Here is a 16514-nt window from a genome sequence, read left to right as displayed (position 1 = left end):
TCGTAACGCAAGTGTGAAATTTTATCTCTTGCTGTCATTTCTCACAGATGACAGCTTTACCTCATGCTGAAGCGCTTCAAGGTGGTGGCGCCGGCCGTTCTGGCCGTCGCCATCGCCCTTCCCGCCGGTGCCGCTCAGGCGGACCCCACTCCGGCCGCACCCCCCGTGACCACCTGTGACGCCACCCAGACTCCCGCCGTCTACCACGGCAAGGTGCCGACGCCGAAGAGTGTCCTCGGCTTCGACCTTGGCGAGCGGGAGGTCACCTCGGCCGAGTCCGACACGCTGCTGACCTCGATCGACGCGGCCAGCGACCGGGTCGTCTCCGGCACCCTGGCCACCACCGCCCAGGGACGTCCGCTGAAGTACGCGATCGTCGGCAGCCCGCAGAACATCCGGAACCTGCGCGCGATCGAGAGCTCGATCAAGCTGCTGCGCAACCCCCTCACTCCCGCCCCCGCGGCGAAGACCCTCGCCAGGAACACGCCCGCGATCCTGTGGATCGCCGGAAACGTGCACGGCGGCGAGGAGAGCGGCACCGACGCGGCGCTGAAGACCCTCTACGACCTGGCCGGGCGGGACGACTGCGCGGCCAGGCGGATCCTGGACAACGCCGTCACGGTGATCCTGCCGACGCAGAACCCCGACGGCCGCGAGGCCGACACCAGGCGGAACGCCTACGCCTTCGACATGAACCGCGACTGGTTCGCGCGGACTCAGCCGGAGACCGACGGCAAGATCGAACTGATGCGGAAGTACCCGCCGCAGCTCTTCATCGACGCCCACGAGATGGGCGGCACCGAGTACTTCTTCCCGCCGAACCCCGACCCGATCTACCACGACATCCCCGAGCCGACGATCGACTGGATCAACAACACCTACGGCGCCGCGATGATCAGCGAGTTCACCAAGCGCGGCATCCCGTTCTTCAACCGCCGCGTTTATGACATGTTCTACATGGGCTACGGCGACACGGTCCCCACCACCGCGTTCCACGCGGCGGGCATGACCTTCGAGAAGGGCAACGCCTCGCCGGTCGCCACCCGGACCTTCGAGCAGTGGCTCACTCAGTGGGTCTCCCTCTCGGCCGCGGCAGCCAAGAAGACCGAGATCCTCACCACCTGGCACGGCATGTACGCCGACGCCTTCAAGCAGGGCCTCGAAGGCCGCCTGGAGCCGAACCAGGTCTACAACCCGGGCAACGAGGTCACCATGCCGGTGCCCGACCGCAAGGTGCGCCACTACTTCCTGCGCGCCGACGACCCGGCCAAGAAGGCCGAGACCGACCTCCTGGTGCGCCGTCTGCAGCGCATGGACGTCAAGGTGTTCAAGCTGGCCACCTCGCTGACGGTCAAGGATTTCAAGCCGTACGGAAACCCCGAGGCGAAGACCACCCTGCCCAAGGGCACCTACTGGATCCCGATGGCCCAGGGCCAGAAGCACTGGATCCAGGGCATGCTGAACGAGGACACCTACACCCCGTTCCCCTACTTCTACGACGTGACCGCCTGGAGCCTGCCGTTGCTGAGCAACGTCTCCGGCGGCTCCTCCGGCCAGGTGCTGCTGCCCGTCGCGACCCCGGTGCGGGAGGTGGACGCCCCCTCGGTCAAGATCACCACCTCCCGCAAGATCGGGGTCCTGCAGCTGTCCGGTGGCACCGCGCAGAACGCGGCCGAGTCCTCCGGCTGGCTCCGCCACCGCCTGGACCGCGACTGGAAGCTGTCCTACCAGGTGCTCACCCCGGCCGACGTCGCCGCGGGCAAGCTGAGCGGGCTGGACGTGCTGCTGGTGCCGGACGGCTCGGCCAACTCGGCGAACAACGCCCTCGGTGAGACCGGGCGCACGGCGCTGCGCGACTGGGTCGGTGGCGGCGGCCGGTATGTCGGCTGGGCCGGCGGCACCCAGCTGGCCGTCCTGGCCGGCGTCTCCACCGTGACCCTCACCGAGCCGACCTCGGACATCCCCGGCTCGCTCTTCCGCGCCAACGTGGCCCAGGGGCCGCTGAGCAAGGGCGTCGGGTCGAGCGTCATGCAGTTCACCGAGTACGACCTGGTCATGCGGGCCGCCAACCCGGCGCACGTGGTGTCCTCCTACCCGGCCGCCGACTCGCCCGACTGGTTCATGTCCGGTTTCGCACTGGGCGCCGAGGAGCTCGGCGGGACCGCCGCGACGGTCGACGAGCCGGTGGGCGCCGGCCACGCGGTGCTGTTCGCCGCCGACCCGAACTTCCGCGCCCTCACCGACGGCACGGCGAAGATCCTCGCCAACGCGATCACCGCCGACCTGCCGTCCTCCCGAGCGCGGGCACTCGCCCCGGCTCCCGACGCCTCCCGGGCCGCGGTGGCCATCCCGGACCGCGAGTCGCCGATCCGGATCACGGTTCCCGCCTCCGACCGTGACAAGGTCGTCGCGGCGCTGAACGGCTTCGGTGCCACCTGGACCGAGCAGGCCGCCACCGGCGGCGCGGTCCGGTTCGTCGTGGCCAACCCCGAGGGTCTCGACGCGCACGAGCACCCCTGGGCGCGGGATCTCCCCGACGCGCTCCGTAACGCGGGGGTCTCGCCGCTCGCGGTGGTACTTCCGCAGTAAACCGATGCGGCGCGCGTCCCTTCGCGGGGCGCGCGCCGTTTCCGTGTGCTTACGCGGTTCTCTGCGGCTTGTTTCTCCTCGGGCTTGTTCCCCGCGGCTCTGTTCCCTGCGGACTTGTTTCTCTTCGGGCCGGTTCTCCGCGAACCGTCAGATCGCCTTGGCCAGCGCGGTCGCCAGGTTGGCGGCGGCGCCGGGCGCGTAGCCCAGGAACAGGTAGGGCTCGGTCAGCTCGATCTCGATGAGAGCCGGGATGCCGTCGGCCAGCCGGACCAGGTCCACCCGGGCGCAGAGCAGCTCGGGGAACTCGCCGAGCACCTGCTCGGCCAGCGCGAACTGGTCGGGGTCGGGGGTGCGGAGCTCCCCGTGGTCGTTGCCCTGTCCCGGCTTGGTGGCGTTCTCGGTCAGCATCGGGTTGCGCCGGACGGCATGGCTGAACCTGCCGCCGAAGTAGAGCATCGAGGTCTCCCCCTCGCCCTCGACCATGTCCAGGTACGGCTGGATCATCGCGGTCCGCCCGTTGGCTGCCAGCTTGGCGGCGTGTTCCTCGGCCTGTCCGCGGTCCGCGGTCCTGATCGTGTCGCGGGCTCCGGCCGAGATCGACGGCTTGACCACGTACTCGTCGAGGACCGGAAGGTTCGCGGCCTCGCCCGGCGCGACCCACGAGGTGGGGATGATCGGCGCCTTCAGGTCACGCAGGTAGACCTTGTCGGTGTTGCGTTCCAGCACGGCGGCCGGGTTGAGCAGCCGGGTGACTGACTCGACATGCCGGGCCCAGTCGAGGAACTCCGCCCGCCTCGTCACATAGTCCCAGGCGGTGCGGACCACGACGGCGTCGAACGCGGCCCAGTCGACCTCGGGGTCGTCCCAGCGCACGATGTGGCCGGTGATTCCCGCCTCGGCCCAGGCCGCGACGGCGAGTCCCTTCTCGTCATCGAGCTTGTCCGGATCCGCGAAGGTCACGTACGCCGCAGAAGCACCCATAAGGAATCCCTTTATGTCAGCATCAATTAGACATAAGGCACCTTACCTAAAGCCGTGTTTTCGACCGCCGGCCGGTCTCCGCGGATCGTGCTCTCAGGGGTCGGCCCGGCTCATGCCGCACTCGGCCGCGTTCTCACGTCTTCACGGCGGATCCGAGGTACGCGCTCCGGTGGGTGGGTGCTCCGGCCGGCCGTCTCAGTCGCTCCCCGGTGATTCAGGCCTCCGGCCTGCTCGGGCGCGGTGGTCGCGGGCTTTCATACGCCGGCCGGAACACCCACCCACCTCCGCGCCTTCTGCCCCGCCGTACCGGGTGCGGACCGTAGTCGCTCACTCTCCGACCGCCCAGTGATCTCTCCGGCGCTGAAGCTCTCGCGACGACCTCTCAGGGCTGATCGCCGTAGCTGACGCGTATCTCTCCGACACAGCGCAGGGTCGATGCCGTAGGGATCGGAAGCCGGATCGCTCCCAGAAACCCGCAAGTCGGCCCCAAGACGATCTCCAGTGCCGCCCGCAACCTTGTCCCCAGACCCGATGGCGTGAGCCGTCGGCGCATGCGCTCTCAGTGCATATCAGACAAAGCGAACGCGAACCGGAGGACATGGAAATGTACAAGAAGGCCCTGACCGTCGCGATGGCGGCGGCCGTCCTGGCCATGTCGGCCCCGGCGTCCGCGTCTGCGGCTCCGACGATCGAGACCGTCTTCGGAGCCACCGTCACCCTCAGGGAGCCGGACAGCACCTTCGTCTGCTCAGCCGGAGAGGTGCTGATCGACCGCGCTCACTGGGGGGACGAGGACGGCTGGACCAGATACCGGTGCGGCCAGATCCTCATCGACGGTGAAGCGGTCACCGTGCAGACCGGAAATTGGAGCTACGGCATAAAGGAGAGCAACTCGTACTTCGCCACCCCTGCCGATCAGGTCCTCATCGGCAGGAGGCATAAGGGCGACGAGAACGGCCTGACGTGGTACCTCGCCGGCACGTTGCACTGGCGCGGAAGTCAGGTGCGGCTCACCTCCCGGCAGTGGACCGTGGCCATGACGGAGAGCAACCACTCCTCGCAGGCGTTCGCCCCTCTGGTCATGACCGGCCGCCAGCACCAGGGGGATGAGAACGGCCGCACCTTCTACGAGTACAGCAGGGTCACCGCCGGCTGATGCCTCCCGCCCGCGCAGGCCGCGTGACACACGAACCTCAGCCAGTCCTCCTGCGGGGAAACCCACCCACCCTGGAGGACTGGTGGTGCCACGGTCTACGCGCCGTTTTTCAGGCCTGCCACGAATGCCGCCCAGGTGTTACGGGCAAAGACGAGCCTGGGGCCTTCGGGGTCCTTGGAGTCCCGGACGGCTACGGCATCGTTCAGGTTCGCGACTTCTACGCAGTCTCCGTTGGCTCCGCTGAGCGAACTCTTTCGCCACACGGCTTTGGTCAGGTCTACCGGGTTGGACATCGCACGGCCCTTCCGCTGGACACTCACACCAGGTTGTCTGACGCGTTCATCAGCGTAACCGCAGTATCCGCCGGGTTGAGTACTGCTGCTCCGAGGTTGTCAAACTCGCCGCCCTTGATGCCGTTGACGAAAGTACGCCAATCGCCGGGCGAGAAGACCAACGCGGGGCCGTCTGAGTTCTTGCTGTCACGTACGCCGACACCCTCATGGGTCAACGTGGCAACTTCGATGCAGTTGTTTTGTCCGTCACTTAAGCTGCTCTTGCGCCAGATCGCATCCGGCAAATCAATCGTGTTCATAGCTCCCTGCTATTTGAGAGATCAGGTTTTTCGACTCCCGCTCATCAAGCGCGGCATCCCAGATCGCACCGAAGGCGACATCGTAGCGCTCGATCTCGCCTTCTTTATCCAGGTACAGTGCGCCCGTGAAACCGTCCACATATACGGTGGGCGGCTCTATCTCTTTTCCGTTGCTGTTCGCCGGGAAGCGCAATGTGACGAATGATCCCGACATGACGCCAGGATGCAGTCCGTGGCTGAAGGGCACCACCCTGATCGTGACATTGGGCAGTTCGCCGACTTCTACTAGATGAGTGAGTTGACGCGCCATCAGATTTTCACCACCGATCGGACGGCGCAAAACAGATTCACTCAATACCACGCGCAGCACCGCAGGATCAGTAACTCTGGCGAGAAGCGCTTGCCTCGCGATACGTACGTGTACACGACGCTCGATTTCACCCTCTGTTAGACCTGGGTTATCGGCACTGATCAGTGTATGAGCATAGTCAGCGGTTTGGAGCAGGCCGGGCACCAACTCCGACTGATACCAGGCTAGATGCGACGCCGCTTCCTCCAAGCCGATATACAGGTCGAAGCCTTCCGGAATCACATCGCCATAAGCGTGCCACCAACCACGCCCTTTGGTCTCCTTTGCTAGGCCCATCAACGCTTGCGTGAGATCTGCTGGTGCGCCGTAAATCTTGCACATTGTCTCTACGTCGAGGCTTCGTAGCGATGTCTGCCCTGTCTCGATGCGCCAGATCTTGGCCTCAGACCACTCCAACTTGGAAGCTGCCGACCTAACTGTCAACCGTGACTGCATACGCAAATCACGTAGATATCGCCCCAATTGTCGACGTGGCACTGTCGAGCCTGTCACACCCTCTGCCATCACTCACCCCCTCACCACGAAGCGCTTCCCACACCCGGAATGAAAGCACTCACGCTTCCGCCCCGCAACGCCAATCCTCACTTCAAGGATTCGAAGTGAAGTCTTGCATAACGAAACATCGAGATGCCTGACTTCGGTTACACACGGCAACGCTAGCGAACGCTCCGCATTCTTCTAGCTAGTGACGCTAAGTGTTCACTTCATCACCTTCCGGATCATTCGACCGAAAAGAGGGAGACACAGTGCGTGATCCACAGCAAGTGCAGTACATCCACCTCGTGCGGCTCGGCTGGGACCTGCGGGTTCTTGGGGTGGCCACTTCGGTGGTCATCCCCGCTGCCGGGGTGCCGGTGCTGGAGATCATGTCTCCCAGCGGGGTTCGGGTCCGGATCCAGGTCACCCGTCGCGCCTGCGGCTGGGTCTTCGTCTGGCGTCCCTGGTGGTCGGTGACCTGGCGGCGCGACTGGATCTGGGCCGAGGCCGACAACGCCGCCGACATGATCGCATCGGCGGTGACCGCGTGAGCACGCGGGAACAGGGCGGCCCCGGCGCGGCGGAGGTGGTGATCAAGCGCTGGGACGGGCTCCGGATCGTGGGGCAACGCGACTTTCCCGGCGTCGCGCAGTCGGCGGGGGCCGCCCGCAGGTGGGTGCTGGGCCTCCTGGACGGTCACCCGACCGCCACCGAGACGCTGGAGACGCTCGAACTGCTGGTCAGCGAGGTGGTCACCAACGCCGTCCTGCACAGCGACTCGGCCGGGCCGGGCGGGCTGATCGCGATCCGCGTGGGGTTGGGCGACGGCCTGATCCAGGTTGAGGTGATCGACGACGGCTCGGCGACCAGTGTTCCGGCGATCCGGACGACCGACGACGACAGTCTCAGCGGGCGCGGCCTGAGCTGGGTGGACCACCTGGCCTGCGCCTGGGGCACCGATCGCGACGACGAGGTGGGCGGGGTCGTATGGTTCCGGCTCGCGATCGGTCATCCGTCAGGACGCGATCCCCTTTCCTCCCAGTGGTTCAGACACCGTCATGAGTGAGTCGCCTCGTAGTCGGGGAGTGCGGCCGGGGTGGTCCGGGTCGCCGGGCGCATGGTCAGGATCAGTACGGCCAGCCCGGCGAAGATGACCGCGGCGACGACGCCGGTCACGTGCAGGCCGGCGGTGAACGCCTCCCGCGCGGTGTGCAGCAGTTCCGCGCTCTGGCCGGCGGGAAGGTCCTGGCTGGCGGCGACCGCACCGGCCAGCGAGTCGGACGTGCCGTCCATCCGGCTGCGGTAGACCACCGCGGCCACCACACCGAGCAGCGCGAGGCCGAGCGAGCCGCCGAGGTAGTTGCCGGTCTCCGACATCGACGCCGCCGAGCCGGCGCGCTCCGGCGGTACGGACCCGACGACCAGCCCGGTGCCCAGCGCGAACAGCGGGCCGACGCCCAGGGCCAGTACGGTGATGCCGATCATCACCAGCGGCAGAGCATACGCACCATCGACGCCTACCAGCAGCAGGCTGCCCAGCGCCGACCCCACCAGCCCGCCGGCGATCGCGGTCGTCTGCTTCATCCGCCGGCTCAGCGCCGGCGCGGCCATGGTGCCGACCGCCACCCCCAGGCCCATCGGCGCGAACAGCATCGCCGACGCGAACGGCGAGAAGCCCAGCACGCTCTGCAGGTACTGGGTCACCAGCAGGCCGGTACCGGCCATGGCGATGCCGGCGAAGGTCAGCCCGACGAGTACGGCCGTGAACGGGCGGTTGCGGAGCAGCCGCAGGTCCAGCAGCGGCGTCTCCAGCCGCAGTTGCCGGCGTACGAACAGGAACCCGATGACCACGCCGAGGACGAGGGCCACCGCCGGCACCACCGGCACGCTCTCGACGGTCAGCTGCTTGACGCCGTAGACCATCAGAAGCACCGTCGCGAGCGACAGCCCGACGCTGGCCAGGTCCAAGCGACCGGCCTGGTCGCTGCGGAACTCCGGCAGCAGGGCCGGCCCGGCGAGCAGCAGCAACGCCATCGCCGGCACGGCGACCAGGAACACCGATCCCCACCAGAAGTGCTGGAGCAGGAATCCGGCGAGCACGGGTCCGAGTGCGCCTCCGGTGAACTGGCAGGTCGCCCAGATCGCGATGGCCTGCCCGCGCTGCCGTTCGTCACGGAACATGTTGGTGATCAAGGCAAGTGTGGACGGCGCCAGGGTCGCGCCGGCGACACCCAGCAGCGTACGCGCGACGATCAGCATCAGCGGGCCGGTCGCGAAGGCGGCCACGACCGACAGCACCGCGAACGCCGCCCCGCCGATCATCAGCAGCCGTCGGCGGCCGATCCGGTCGCCGAGCGTGCCCATCGTGATGACGAAACCGGCCACCATGAATCCGTAGCTGTCACTGATCCACAGCTGCTGGACGTTGGTGGCCCCCAGGTCGGCGGCCAGCTGTGGGAGTGCGAGGAGCAACGCCGTCATGTCTATCGCGACAAGAAATGTCGGCAGTACGAGGACGATCAGTCCCAGCCAGGCCCGGTTGACTCGCATATCCGAAACTCCCTGTTCTCTCGATGTCTCACCGGTCAGTCGGAGCGGTCGGGAGCTTCTTGACATCGGTACGGGCGGACAGCTGCTATCGCTCCAGCTTTTCCGCCCTGTCTCGCAGGTAGCGCTGTTCGGGGAGGCTCGTGGTACGCCGGGCCGCCAGCCGGTAGTTCTCCCGTGCGGCGGCGTACTCGCCCGCCAGTTCCTGGAGGTGGGCGCGCACGGCGTGGAGGCGGTGGTGGCGGGCGATCCGGGGGTCGCCGTCCAGGCTTTCCAGCAGTTCGAGTCCGGCCTGGGGCCCGCGGGTCATCGCGACCGCGACGGCGTGATTGAGCGTGACCATCGGGTTCGGCGCGATCCGGCCGAGGATCGCGTACAGGATGCGGATCTGTTCCCAGTCGGTGTCCTCGGCTCGCGGCGCCTGGACGTGCAGCGCGGCGATCGCCGCCTGGAGATGGTAGGGGCCGAGGGGGGAGGAGGACATGGCGTCGGTGACCAGCTCGACGCCCTCTTCGATCAGGGCGGCGTCCCACCGGTTCCGGTCCTGCTCGGCCAGCGGTATGAGGACGCCGTCCGGGCCGGTGCGGGCCGCACGGCGGGCGTCGGTCAGCAGCATCAGTGCCAGCAGCCCGGCGACCTCACCGTCATCCGGCAAGGACCGGTGCACCACACGGGTGAGCCGGATCGCCTCCGTGGTGAGATCGGCGCGGTGCAGGTCGGGTCCGGAGCTGGCGGTGTAGCCCTCGTTGAAGATCAGGTAGAGCACATGCAGGACGGCGTCCAGCCGTTCGGCCCGCTCCTGGGCGCCCGGCATCTCAAACGACGCGTCGACGGTTTTGATCCGCTGCTTGGCGCGGCTGATCCGCGGCGCCATGGTGGCCTCCGGCACGAGGAACGCCCGCGCCACCTCGGCGGTGGTCAGGCCGCCGACGGCGCGCAGCGTGAGCGCCACCTGGGAGGCGGGCGTCAGCGCCGGATGACAGCACAGGAACAGCAGCGCGAGCGTGTCGTCCCGGTCGCCCGGACTTTCCTCGCCGGGCGCCGGCGCGACGGCGGCGTCCGGCGCCTCCCGCACCGCCGCGGTGACCTCCCGGCGGCGGCGTGCCTGCTCGCTGCGTACCTGGTCGACCAGGCGGCGGGAGGCGACCGTGATCAGCCAGGCACGCGGGCTGTCCGGAACCCCGCCGTCGGGCCACTGTCCGGGCCACTGCGTCGCCGCGGCGAGCAGCGCCTCCTGGACCGCGTCCTCGCACTCCTCGAACCCGCCGTAGCGGCGCAGGAGCACGCCGAGGACCTGCGGCGCGAGTTCGCGCAGCAGGTCCCCGAGGCGTTCGGTCGTGCTCACATCTCCATCCCGGCCGAGTCCATCAGCGGCCGCACCTCCACGCCGCCGACCTGACCACTCGGTATCAGGGTGGCCAGTTCCACGGCGCGTTCCCGGCTCTCGCAGTCGACCACGTACTGGCCGACGACATGATCGGGGGTCTGCAGGTACGGGCCCTCGGTCACGGTCACCACGCCCTCCCGGCCCCGTACGACGGCGCTGATGGACGGATCGGCGAACACGTGAGCACTGATCAGTTCCCCTGCCTGCCCTGCCGTGGCCAGGAACTCCTCATGGCCGAGCCCTCCCCGGGGTAGGGCCGTGGCGCTCAGGTAGAGACTCAGCAGGAACTTCACCGCGTGCTCAGTCGTCGGCCGTGCCCGCGTAGACCACCGGCCGCACCTCGATGCCGAGGCCCTCGACGCCGGCGTCCGGGATGAGCGCGGCCAGCTCCAGGGCGCGCTCCCGGCTGTCGCACTCCACCAGGTAGTAGCCGCCGAGGTACTCCTTGGCCTCAAGGTAGGGCCCGTCCGTCACCGCCGGGACGCCGCCCCGGACCCTGACCACGGCGCTCTGCGACGGGTCGGCCAGCGCGGTGGTGCTGATCATCTCTCCGGACTTCTTGATGGTCTCCATGAACGGGCCGTGGCCGCTCATCACCTCGTTGCGCTCCTCCTCGGTCAGCGCGTCCCAGATCCGCGGGTTGTTGTGCATGATCAACAAGAACTTCACGTGTCGTCTCCTTCAGTGGTCGGGCGGCCCCCGAAGGCGCCGTTCACCATGGAGTCGGAGCAGGTGCCACATTCTTGCGGTACCGAACCGCGAGATTTTCCCGCCCGCTCCGAACACCCGGCACGGCAACGGGGTGGTCGCCGCCGTCATTGAACACCTCGCCGCACCTCTCCGACGCCACCGACCAGTGGGAACACCCGGCCGCGGTGTCTTTTCTCCCGTACTCCGGCCGCCTCCGTAGGGATGGCCGCATCCGGTCACGCCAAGGTCATGGCCGCCGGTGTGGTGACGATGAAAGATTGAAGCGATCATTCGCTTCTGCTCCGCCCTGGAAGACATGCGCCCTGCCGGCGGAGTGCTGCCGGGCCGAAGGTGATGCGGGCCTTGACGGCCAGAGGGCGGAGCCGGACGGAAAGGACAGCTCGGCATGCCCCTGCCTGACGACCAGTTTCTTGCGATCGCCACCGACGCCTACGTCTTCGGTTATCCGCTGGTCTTGATGGACATCACCAAGGCCATCGATACCAACATGGATCCCAACAACGAGGACGAACACGCCCCAATCAACCAGTTCATCCACGCCCGCACCCTGCCCGACCCGGCAGACCGCACAGTGGTGCGCACCAACCAGGACACCCTCTACTCCTTCTCCTGGCTCGACCTGACCACCGAGCCGATCGTGCTGTCCCTGCCTGACATGCAAACCAAGGAGCCGGACGACGAGACGGAGCGTCCGCGGTACTGGCTGATGCAGATCATGGACGCCTGGTCCAACACCCTGCACCACCCCGGCCAGACCACCACCGCCACCCCCTCCGCCTTCCTGCTGTATGGCCCCGGCTGGAACGGCGACGTCCCGGCCGACACCACACCGCTGCCGATGCCGACCAACACCGTCTGGATCGTGGGCCGCACCGAACTGATGGCCCTCGACGACGCAGATGAACTGGAGCACGTGCACGCGCTACAGGACGACATGCGGCTGATCCCGCTCAGTGCCTGGTCCTCACCCGGCACCTACGTCCCGCCCCCAGGCACCTTCGATCCCGGCATCAACATGATCGACCCGCCTCCCGCCCAGGTAACGGCCATGGACGCGGTGACGTTCTACAACCGGCTGTGTGCCCTGATGGTCCCCAACCCGGCCTCACCTGAGGATCCGGCCATGATGGAGCGCCTGGCCTCCATCGGGATCGTGCCCGGGGGCACCGTCAATGACCTGAACAGCGATCTGCTGGACCAGGCCAAGAAGGACGGCGAGACCCACGTCAGCACCTACACCAACCCCGCGAATAATGACCTCAACGGCTGGTTGTCGTCTCCCAACCTCGGCACCTACGGCACCGACTACGATCTGCGCGCCTCCACCGCGCTGCATGGACTGGGCGCCAACCGGCCAGAGGACTCCCTCTACCCCAGCACGGCCAGCCCCACCACCACCGACGCCACCCGCTTCCGGCTGCATTTCGAGCCCGGCGGGCTCCCTCCGGTCGATGCCTTCTGGTCGATCACCGCCTACGACACCGACGGCTACTTCATCCCCAACGACGCCAAGAAGTACGCCGTCGGCCACCAGGACCCCATCACCACCAACACCGACGGGTCCGCCGATATCGCCATTCAGCCCGACAATCCCGGCCCTGACATTCCGGCGAGTAACTGGCTGCCCGTCGACACCGCCCCGTTCACGCTGACCATGCGCCTGTACGCACCCGATAAGGACACCATCGCCGACTGGAAGCCTCCTCGGCTGACCCCCGAAAGCTGAGGTGGGATGGTGCTCGCAGGCAGGTGACGTCCGGCGCGGACGGCAGGGACTGTAAACCACCTGCACCGGGCACCGGCGACCTTGCCGCTTGCCAGGCGGGCCGCGGCGCGGTGCTGACCTTGCGATCAGCCCGTTTCCCCGGCCCGTCCGCCGAACCCGGCGTGCTCCTTCTCAGGTGAGGCGGTGCCCGTCCGGGTCGGTGATGCGGCCGGGGAAGTTGAACACCGTACGGATCTCGCGCGGGTCGCGGCCCACGGCGAGCTTGTCCATGATGGCGTGGCAACCGCAGCGTCGGCCTCGGCAGGGTGCTACGAGTGAGTCGCCTCGTAGTCGTCGAGGTAGCGCAGGATGGCCAGCACTCTGCGGCTGTAGCCGGGGTCGCGGGGTAGGTCGAGCTTGTCCATGATGGCGTTGATGTGCTTTTCGACGGTGCTGAGCGACACGTGCAGGCGTTCGGCGATCGCCGCGTTGACGTAGCCCTGCGCGAGGTGTCGCAGCACCTCCGTCTCGCGCCTGCTCAGCCTGCTCAGCGGGTCGGCGTGGGTGGTGCGGGCGAGCAGTTGGCGGACCACCTCCGGGTCGAAGACCGTGCCGCCGGCGCGTATCCGCTCCAGCGAGTCCAGGAAGTCGGCGACCTCCGAGACCCGGTCCTTGAGCAGGTAGCCCAGCCCTTCGGTGTTTCCCGCCAGGAGCGTGGCCGCGTACGTCTTCTCCACGTACTGGGACAGCACGAGGACCCCGACGTCCGGCCGGTGTTCGCGGATCTCCAGTGCCGCCCGCAGCCCCTCGTCGGTGTGCGTGGGGGGCATGCGTACGTCGATCACGGCCACGTCGGGCGGGTGCCGCCGGATGGCGTCGAGCAGCGCCCGCGCGTCGCCGACGGCGGCGAGGACCTCGTGCCCGGCGTCGTTGAGCAGCCGGATCAGGCCCTCGCGGAGCAGCACGGAGTCGTCGGCCAGGATCAGTCGCACGGCGTGTCCTTCGGCAGCGTCGCGACGATCTTGGTGGGGCCGCCTTCCGGACTGTCGACGGTGAACACTCCGTCGAGCGCCAGGACTCGCCTGGCCAGCCCGGAGAGCCCTCCCCCCGAGGGGTCCGCGCCGCCCCTGCCGTCGTCCGAGATCGCCACGCTCACCGTCCGCTCGTCCTCTGTCAGCAGGACCAGGATGTCACGGGCTCCCGCGTGCTTGATCGCGTTGGTGATCGCCTCGCGGGCGGTGAAGTACAGGGCGGTCTCGACCTCGGAGACGGGTCGGTCGGCCAGCCCATAGTGCACGGTCACCGGCATGCTCGACCGCTCGGCGATGCCCGCGAGCGCGGCGCGCAGGCCCAGCTCGTCGAGTGCGGTCGGATAGATCCGCCAGGCCACACTGCGTAGCTCGTCGAGAAGCCGGCGCGACTCGGCGTAGGCCTGGCCCACCAGCTCGGCGGTCCTGGCCTGGTCGGGGCTGTGCCGGGCGCGGCCGAGCAGCATGGCCAGCGCCACCCCCCGCTGCTGCACGCCGTCGTGCAGGTCGCGCTCGATCCTGCGCCGTTCGTCGTCGACGGCCCGGATGACGCCCGCGCGGGTCGCGGTCAGTTCGGCGATGCGCCTGCGCATCAGTTCCTGCCTGTCCGGTCCGAGGAAGTGGTCGGCCAGCCGCCGTTCTGCCACTCCCACGGCGAGGACCCCGAGCGTCACCAGGGCCAGTACTACCCCCGCACCGGCCAGCCCGAGGATCCCGCCGGTGGTGACCAGCTTCACGCCGGGCAGGTTCACCGGCACCGTCTCGGAGTCGCCCCAGAGCAGGTCCCACAGCCCTCCGAACAGGAGCAGACCACCAAGGAACAGACCCGCCGCGCAGCCGTACCCGCCCACCAGGCCCAGGGTGGCGCGGGCGGCGAGAAAGCCGTAGCCGCCGGCCGTTCGCGTCGTGTCGTGGCCCAGCCACCTGGCCAGCCGGGCCCGTTCGAGTGCCGTCAGCCGGGCCAGGCCCCGGTCGGCGGCGGGCCGGGTGGCCGCGACCAGGGAAGCCGGCCAGGCCAGGCAGAGGAAGGCCAGCTCGACGACCCCGAGGGCCATGCCCGCGAGCACCCCCACCAGGGTGCGCGCGGCGCGGTTACCTGACACGGCCCGAAGTCTAGGCATCACGCCGGCGCAGCACGACATGGCCGGCCGCCACCGCCGCCACCGTCCATGCCAGCAGCCAGGCCAGGCCTTCTCCCGCCCCGTAGGGCATCGGGCCGCCGGTCAGGTTGTCGGTACTGCCCATGAAGGCCAGGCCGGCGAACAGCGGCATGCGCAGGGACACCTCCATCGCCGCCGAAACACCCGTCATCAGCAGCATCAGCGGCAGGCCCATCAGCAGCATGAACACCACGGTCAGGGTGCCCGCCGCGCTGCGCACCGCGGTGCCCACGCCGAGCGTCATCACCGACACCAGGGCGAAGAAGACACCGACCCGCAGCAGGTCGAGCGCGACCTCGGCGGGCGGCAGCGCCACATAGCCGCCGAACAGGTCGGCGGACAGCACCGTGTAGACGACCGCGGTGGCCACGGCTCCGGACAGCACTCCGACGGCGAACATCACCGGCCCCACCACCAGCGCCTTCGCGGCGATCACCCGGCCGCGGATCGGCGTGGCCTGCAGCGTGCTCCGGATGCTGCCCGACGCGTATTCCGAGGTGATCGTCAGCATCGCCAGCGCGACCAGCGCGAACTGGGCGAACGAGGTCGCCGAGATCACCGGCTCGCTCGCCGGAAAGCGGGTTCCGCCGCCCTCGGCACGGAGCATGTCCGTGGCCGTCGCCCCGCCCAGCATCAGCGCGCTCAGCACCATGAGCAGCACCGCGCCGGCCAGGCACCACCAGGTGGAGCGGACCGACCACAGCTTCGCCCACTCCGCGCCGACCGCCTGGCCCAACTCTCTGGTCCCCATGTTCACGCTCCCGCTTCCTGTGTGCCGTACTCCACGCTGCTCGCGGTCAGCTCCTGATATGCCTGCTCCAGCGAGGCCTCGCGGGTACGCAGCTCGTGCAGCCGGATGCCCGCCTCGTACGCCAGGTCGCCGATGCGTTCGATCGTGGCGCCGGTGGCGACGAGTTCGTTCTCGCCGAGCCGTTCCACCGTGATCCCGGCACCGTTCAACCGTACGGACAGGTCGGCCGCGTGCGGGGTGCGGACGACCACGGCGGTCAGGGAGTTGCGCCCGATGACCTCCGCCAGCGGCGCGTCCATGATGAGCCGTCCCCTGCCGATCACCACCAGATGGTCGGCGGTGAGCTGCATCTCGCTCATCAGGTGGCTGGAGACGAACACCGTGCGGCCCTCCTCGGCCAGCGAGCGCATCAGGTGGCGCACCCAGCGCACGCCGTCGAGGTCCAGACCGTTGACCGGTTCGTCGAACATCAGCACCTCCGGATCGCCCAGTAGCGCACCCGCGATACCGAGCCGCTGGCTCATGCCCAGCGACAGCCCACCGGCCCGCTTACCCGCCGCATCCGCCATCCCGACCTGCTCCAGGACCTCCGTCACCCGGCTCCGCGTGATGCCGTTGCCGCGCGCCAGCGCCAGCAGATGCGCGTACCCGCTACGCCCGGGATGCAGCGCCCGTGCGTCCAGCATCGCGCCCACCGTCCGCAGCGGATTCCTGATCTCGTGGTACGGCACACCGCCGATCAGCGCCGTGCCCGCGGTGGGGCGGTCGAGCCCGAGGATCAGGCGCATCGTCGTCGACTTGCCTGCCCCGTTCGGCCCGAGGAAGCCGGTGACCGTGCCTGGCCTCACGTCCAACGACAGGTCGTCGACGACCATCCGGTCACCGTAGCGTTTGCCCAAACCTTGAAGACTGATCACGTCGGCCAACGCTAGGCAACCGGCGGCCACGGCCACCATGGAGGCGAACCTCCGACTTCAATGGCGGGAAACCGTAAAGGTCCGCGCTCCGATGTTCGCCAGGTTGTACCGGCACAGGATCGGATATCGGTTCTCCGGCCGGG

17 protein-coding genes are annotated in these 16514 nt (G+C 68.3%); 5 read left to right on the top strand and 12 right to left on the bottom strand.

The annotated features are described in order from the left end of the window. The first annotated feature begins 63 nt into the window (after positions 1-63). Positions 64-2589, top strand: coding sequence for a M14 family zinc carboxypeptidase (locus ACQP0P_RS12555; protein ID WP_433375202.1), 2526 nt, complete (start codon positions 64-66; stop codon positions 2587-2589). Positions 2590-2736: 147 nt separating this feature from the next. On the opposite strand, the gene ACQP0P_RS12550 is transcribed toward ACQP0P_RS12555, so the two are convergent. Further along, positions 2737-3570: an ATP-grasp domain-containing protein gene (locus ACQP0P_RS12550; RefSeq protein WP_433375199.1), complete on the bottom strand. Its 834-nt coding sequence runs from the start codon at positions 3568-3570 to the stop codon at positions 2737-2739. A 604-nt stretch (positions 3571-4174) separates the two neighbouring features. Between ACQP0P_RS12550 and ACQP0P_RS12545 the strand changes: the two genes are divergently transcribed. Beyond that, entirely contained in the window at positions 4175-4726 is a 552-nt protein-coding gene (locus ACQP0P_RS12545) for a hypothetical protein (RefSeq protein ID WP_433375196.1), read from the top strand. A 95-nt stretch (positions 4727-4821) separates the two neighbouring features. Here the strand turns inward: ACQP0P_RS12545 and ACQP0P_RS12540 are convergent, their stop codons facing one another. From ACQP0P_RS12540 to ACQP0P_RS12530, 3 genes are read right to left on the bottom strand one after another with little or no spacing between them, the layout of a single operon-like run. Beyond that, positions 4822-5019, bottom strand: coding sequence for a DUF397 domain-containing protein (locus tag ACQP0P_RS12540; protein WP_433375193.1), 198 nt, complete (start codon positions 5017-5019; stop codon positions 4822-4824). A 23-nt stretch (positions 5020-5042) separates the two neighbouring features. Next, positions 5043-5318 carry a DUF397 domain-containing protein gene (locus ACQP0P_RS12535; RefSeq protein ID WP_433375191.1) on the bottom strand — a complete coding sequence of 92 codons (276 nt, stop codon included), beginning with the start codon at positions 5316-5318 and terminating at the stop codon, positions 5043-5045. Beyond that, on the bottom strand, positions 5305-6123 hold the full coding sequence (locus tag ACQP0P_RS12530) for a helix-turn-helix domain-containing protein (protein WP_433375188.1): 819 nt from the start codon (positions 6121-6123) through the stop codon (positions 5305-5307). The genes ACQP0P_RS12535 and ACQP0P_RS12530 overlap by 14 nt, the downstream gene beginning before the upstream one ends. Positions 6124-6434: 311 nt before the next feature. Between ACQP0P_RS12530 and ACQP0P_RS12525 the strand changes: the two genes are divergently transcribed. Both ACQP0P_RS12525 and ACQP0P_RS12520 read left to right on the top strand, forming a co-directional pair. Then, complete coding sequence (locus ACQP0P_RS12525) at positions 6435-6716, top strand: hypothetical protein (RefSeq protein WP_433375185.1); 282 nt, start codon at positions 6435-6437, stop codon at positions 6714-6716. Beyond that, positions 6713-7231 (top strand): ATP-binding protein, encoded by a 519-nt coding sequence (locus ACQP0P_RS12520; RefSeq protein WP_433375183.1) that lies wholly within the window; start codon positions 6713-6715, stop codon positions 7229-7231. Before ACQP0P_RS12525 ends, ACQP0P_RS12520 begins: the two co-directional genes overlap by 4 nt. On the opposite strand, the gene ACQP0P_RS12515 is transcribed toward ACQP0P_RS12520, so the two are convergent. From ACQP0P_RS12515 to ACQP0P_RS12500, 4 genes are all read right to left on the bottom strand, one after another. Next, entirely contained in the window at positions 7222-8715 is a 1494-nt protein-coding gene (locus tag ACQP0P_RS12515; protein ID WP_433375180.1) for an MFS transporter, read from the bottom strand. The two genes, ACQP0P_RS12520 and ACQP0P_RS12515, sit on opposite strands and share 10 nt — an antisense overlap. 85 nt (positions 8716-8800) lie before the next feature. Further along, complete coding sequence (locus ACQP0P_RS12510; RefSeq protein WP_433375177.1) at positions 8801-10057, bottom strand: RNA polymerase sigma factor; 1257 nt, start codon at positions 10055-10057, stop codon at positions 8801-8803. Next, positions 10054-10392, bottom strand: a complete 339-nt coding sequence (locus ACQP0P_RS12505; protein WP_433375174.1) for a YciI family protein — start codon at positions 10390-10392, stop codon at positions 10054-10056. Before ACQP0P_RS12505 ends, ACQP0P_RS12510 begins: the two co-directional genes overlap by 4 nt. Positions 10393-10399: 7 nt before the next feature. Next, positions 10400-10768 carry a YciI family protein gene (locus ACQP0P_RS12500; protein ID WP_433375171.1) on the bottom strand — a complete coding sequence of 123 codons (369 nt, stop codon included), beginning with the start codon at positions 10766-10768 and terminating at the stop codon, positions 10400-10402. 427 nt (positions 10769-11195) lie between these two features. On the opposite strand from ACQP0P_RS12500, the gene ACQP0P_RS12495 reads away from it, so the two are divergent. Further along, positions 11196-12536: a DUF1254 domain-containing protein gene (locus ACQP0P_RS12495; protein WP_433375168.1), complete on the top strand. Its 1341-nt coding sequence runs from the start codon at positions 11196-11198 to the stop codon at positions 12534-12536. A gap of 308 nt (positions 12537-12844) precedes the next feature. Here ACQP0P_RS12495 and ACQP0P_RS12490 read toward each other — a convergent pair whose 3' ends face one another. From ACQP0P_RS12490 to ACQP0P_RS12475, 4 genes are read right to left on the bottom strand one after another with little or no spacing between them, the layout of a single operon-like run. Further along, entirely contained in the window at positions 12845-13507 is a 663-nt protein-coding gene (locus ACQP0P_RS12490; RefSeq protein WP_433375165.1) for a response regulator transcription factor, read from the bottom strand. Further along, entirely contained in the window at positions 13498-14646 is a 1149-nt protein-coding gene (locus tag ACQP0P_RS12485; RefSeq protein ID WP_433375162.1) for a sensor histidine kinase, read from the bottom strand. Before ACQP0P_RS12485 ends, ACQP0P_RS12490 begins: the two co-directional genes overlap by 10 nt. A gap of 10 nt (positions 14647-14656) precedes the next feature. Beyond that, the gene (locus ACQP0P_RS12480) at positions 14657-15454 is read right to left on the bottom strand and encodes an ABC transporter permease (RefSeq protein WP_433375159.1); all 798 of its coding nucleotides are present in this window, start codon (positions 15452-15454) and stop codon (positions 14657-14659) included. 2 nt (positions 15455-15456) lie between these two features. Further along, positions 15457-16371 (bottom strand): ATP-binding cassette domain-containing protein, encoded by a 915-nt coding sequence (locus ACQP0P_RS12475; protein ID WP_433375156.1) that lies wholly within the window; start codon positions 16369-16371, stop codon positions 15457-15459. Positions 16372-16514: the final 143 nt, after the last annotated feature.

It is taken from the genome of Streptosporangium sp. CA-115845, assembly GCF_050943795.1.
Lineage (GTDB): Bacteria > Actinomycetota > Actinomycetes > Streptosporangiales > Streptosporangiaceae > Streptosporangium.
Note: the sequence above shows the minus strand (reverse complement) of the source record. Positions and strands in the feature narration are given on the sequence as shown.

Coding starts and splice junctions, on each gene's coding strand:
- ACQP0P_RS12535 (WP_433375191.1), bottom strand. CDS start 5,318: ATGAACACGATTGATTTGCCGGATGCGATCTGGCGCAAGAGCAGCTTA.
- ACQP0P_RS12555 (WP_433375202.1), top strand. CDS start 64: ATGCTGAAGCGCTTCAAGGTGGTGGCGCCGGCCGTTCTGGCCGTCGCC.
- ACQP0P_RS12550 (WP_433375199.1), bottom strand. CDS start 3,570: ATGGGTGCTTCTGCGGCGTACGTGACCTTCGCGGATCCGGACAAGCTC.
- ACQP0P_RS12545 (WP_433375196.1), top strand. CDS start 4,175: ATGTACAAGAAGGCCCTGACCGTCGCGATGGCGGCGGCCGTCCTGGCC.
- ACQP0P_RS12515 (WP_433375180.1), bottom strand. CDS start 8,715: ATGCGAGTCAACCGGGCCTGGCTGGGACTGATCGTCCTCGTACTGCCG.
- ACQP0P_RS12530 (WP_433375188.1), bottom strand. CDS start 6,123: ATGCAGTCACGGTTGACAGTTAGGTCGGCAGCTTCCAAGTTGGAGTGG.
- ACQP0P_RS12495 (WP_433375168.1), top strand. CDS start 11,196: ATGCCCCTGCCTGACGACCAGTTTCTTGCGATCGCCACCGACGCCTAC.
- ACQP0P_RS12540 (WP_433375193.1), bottom strand. CDS start 5,019: ATGTCCAACCCGGTAGACCTGACCAAAGCCGTGTGGCGAAAGAGTTCG.
- ACQP0P_RS12480 (WP_433375159.1), bottom strand. CDS start 15,454: ATGGGGACCAGAGAGTTGGGCCAGGCGGTCGGCGCGGAGTGGGCGAAG.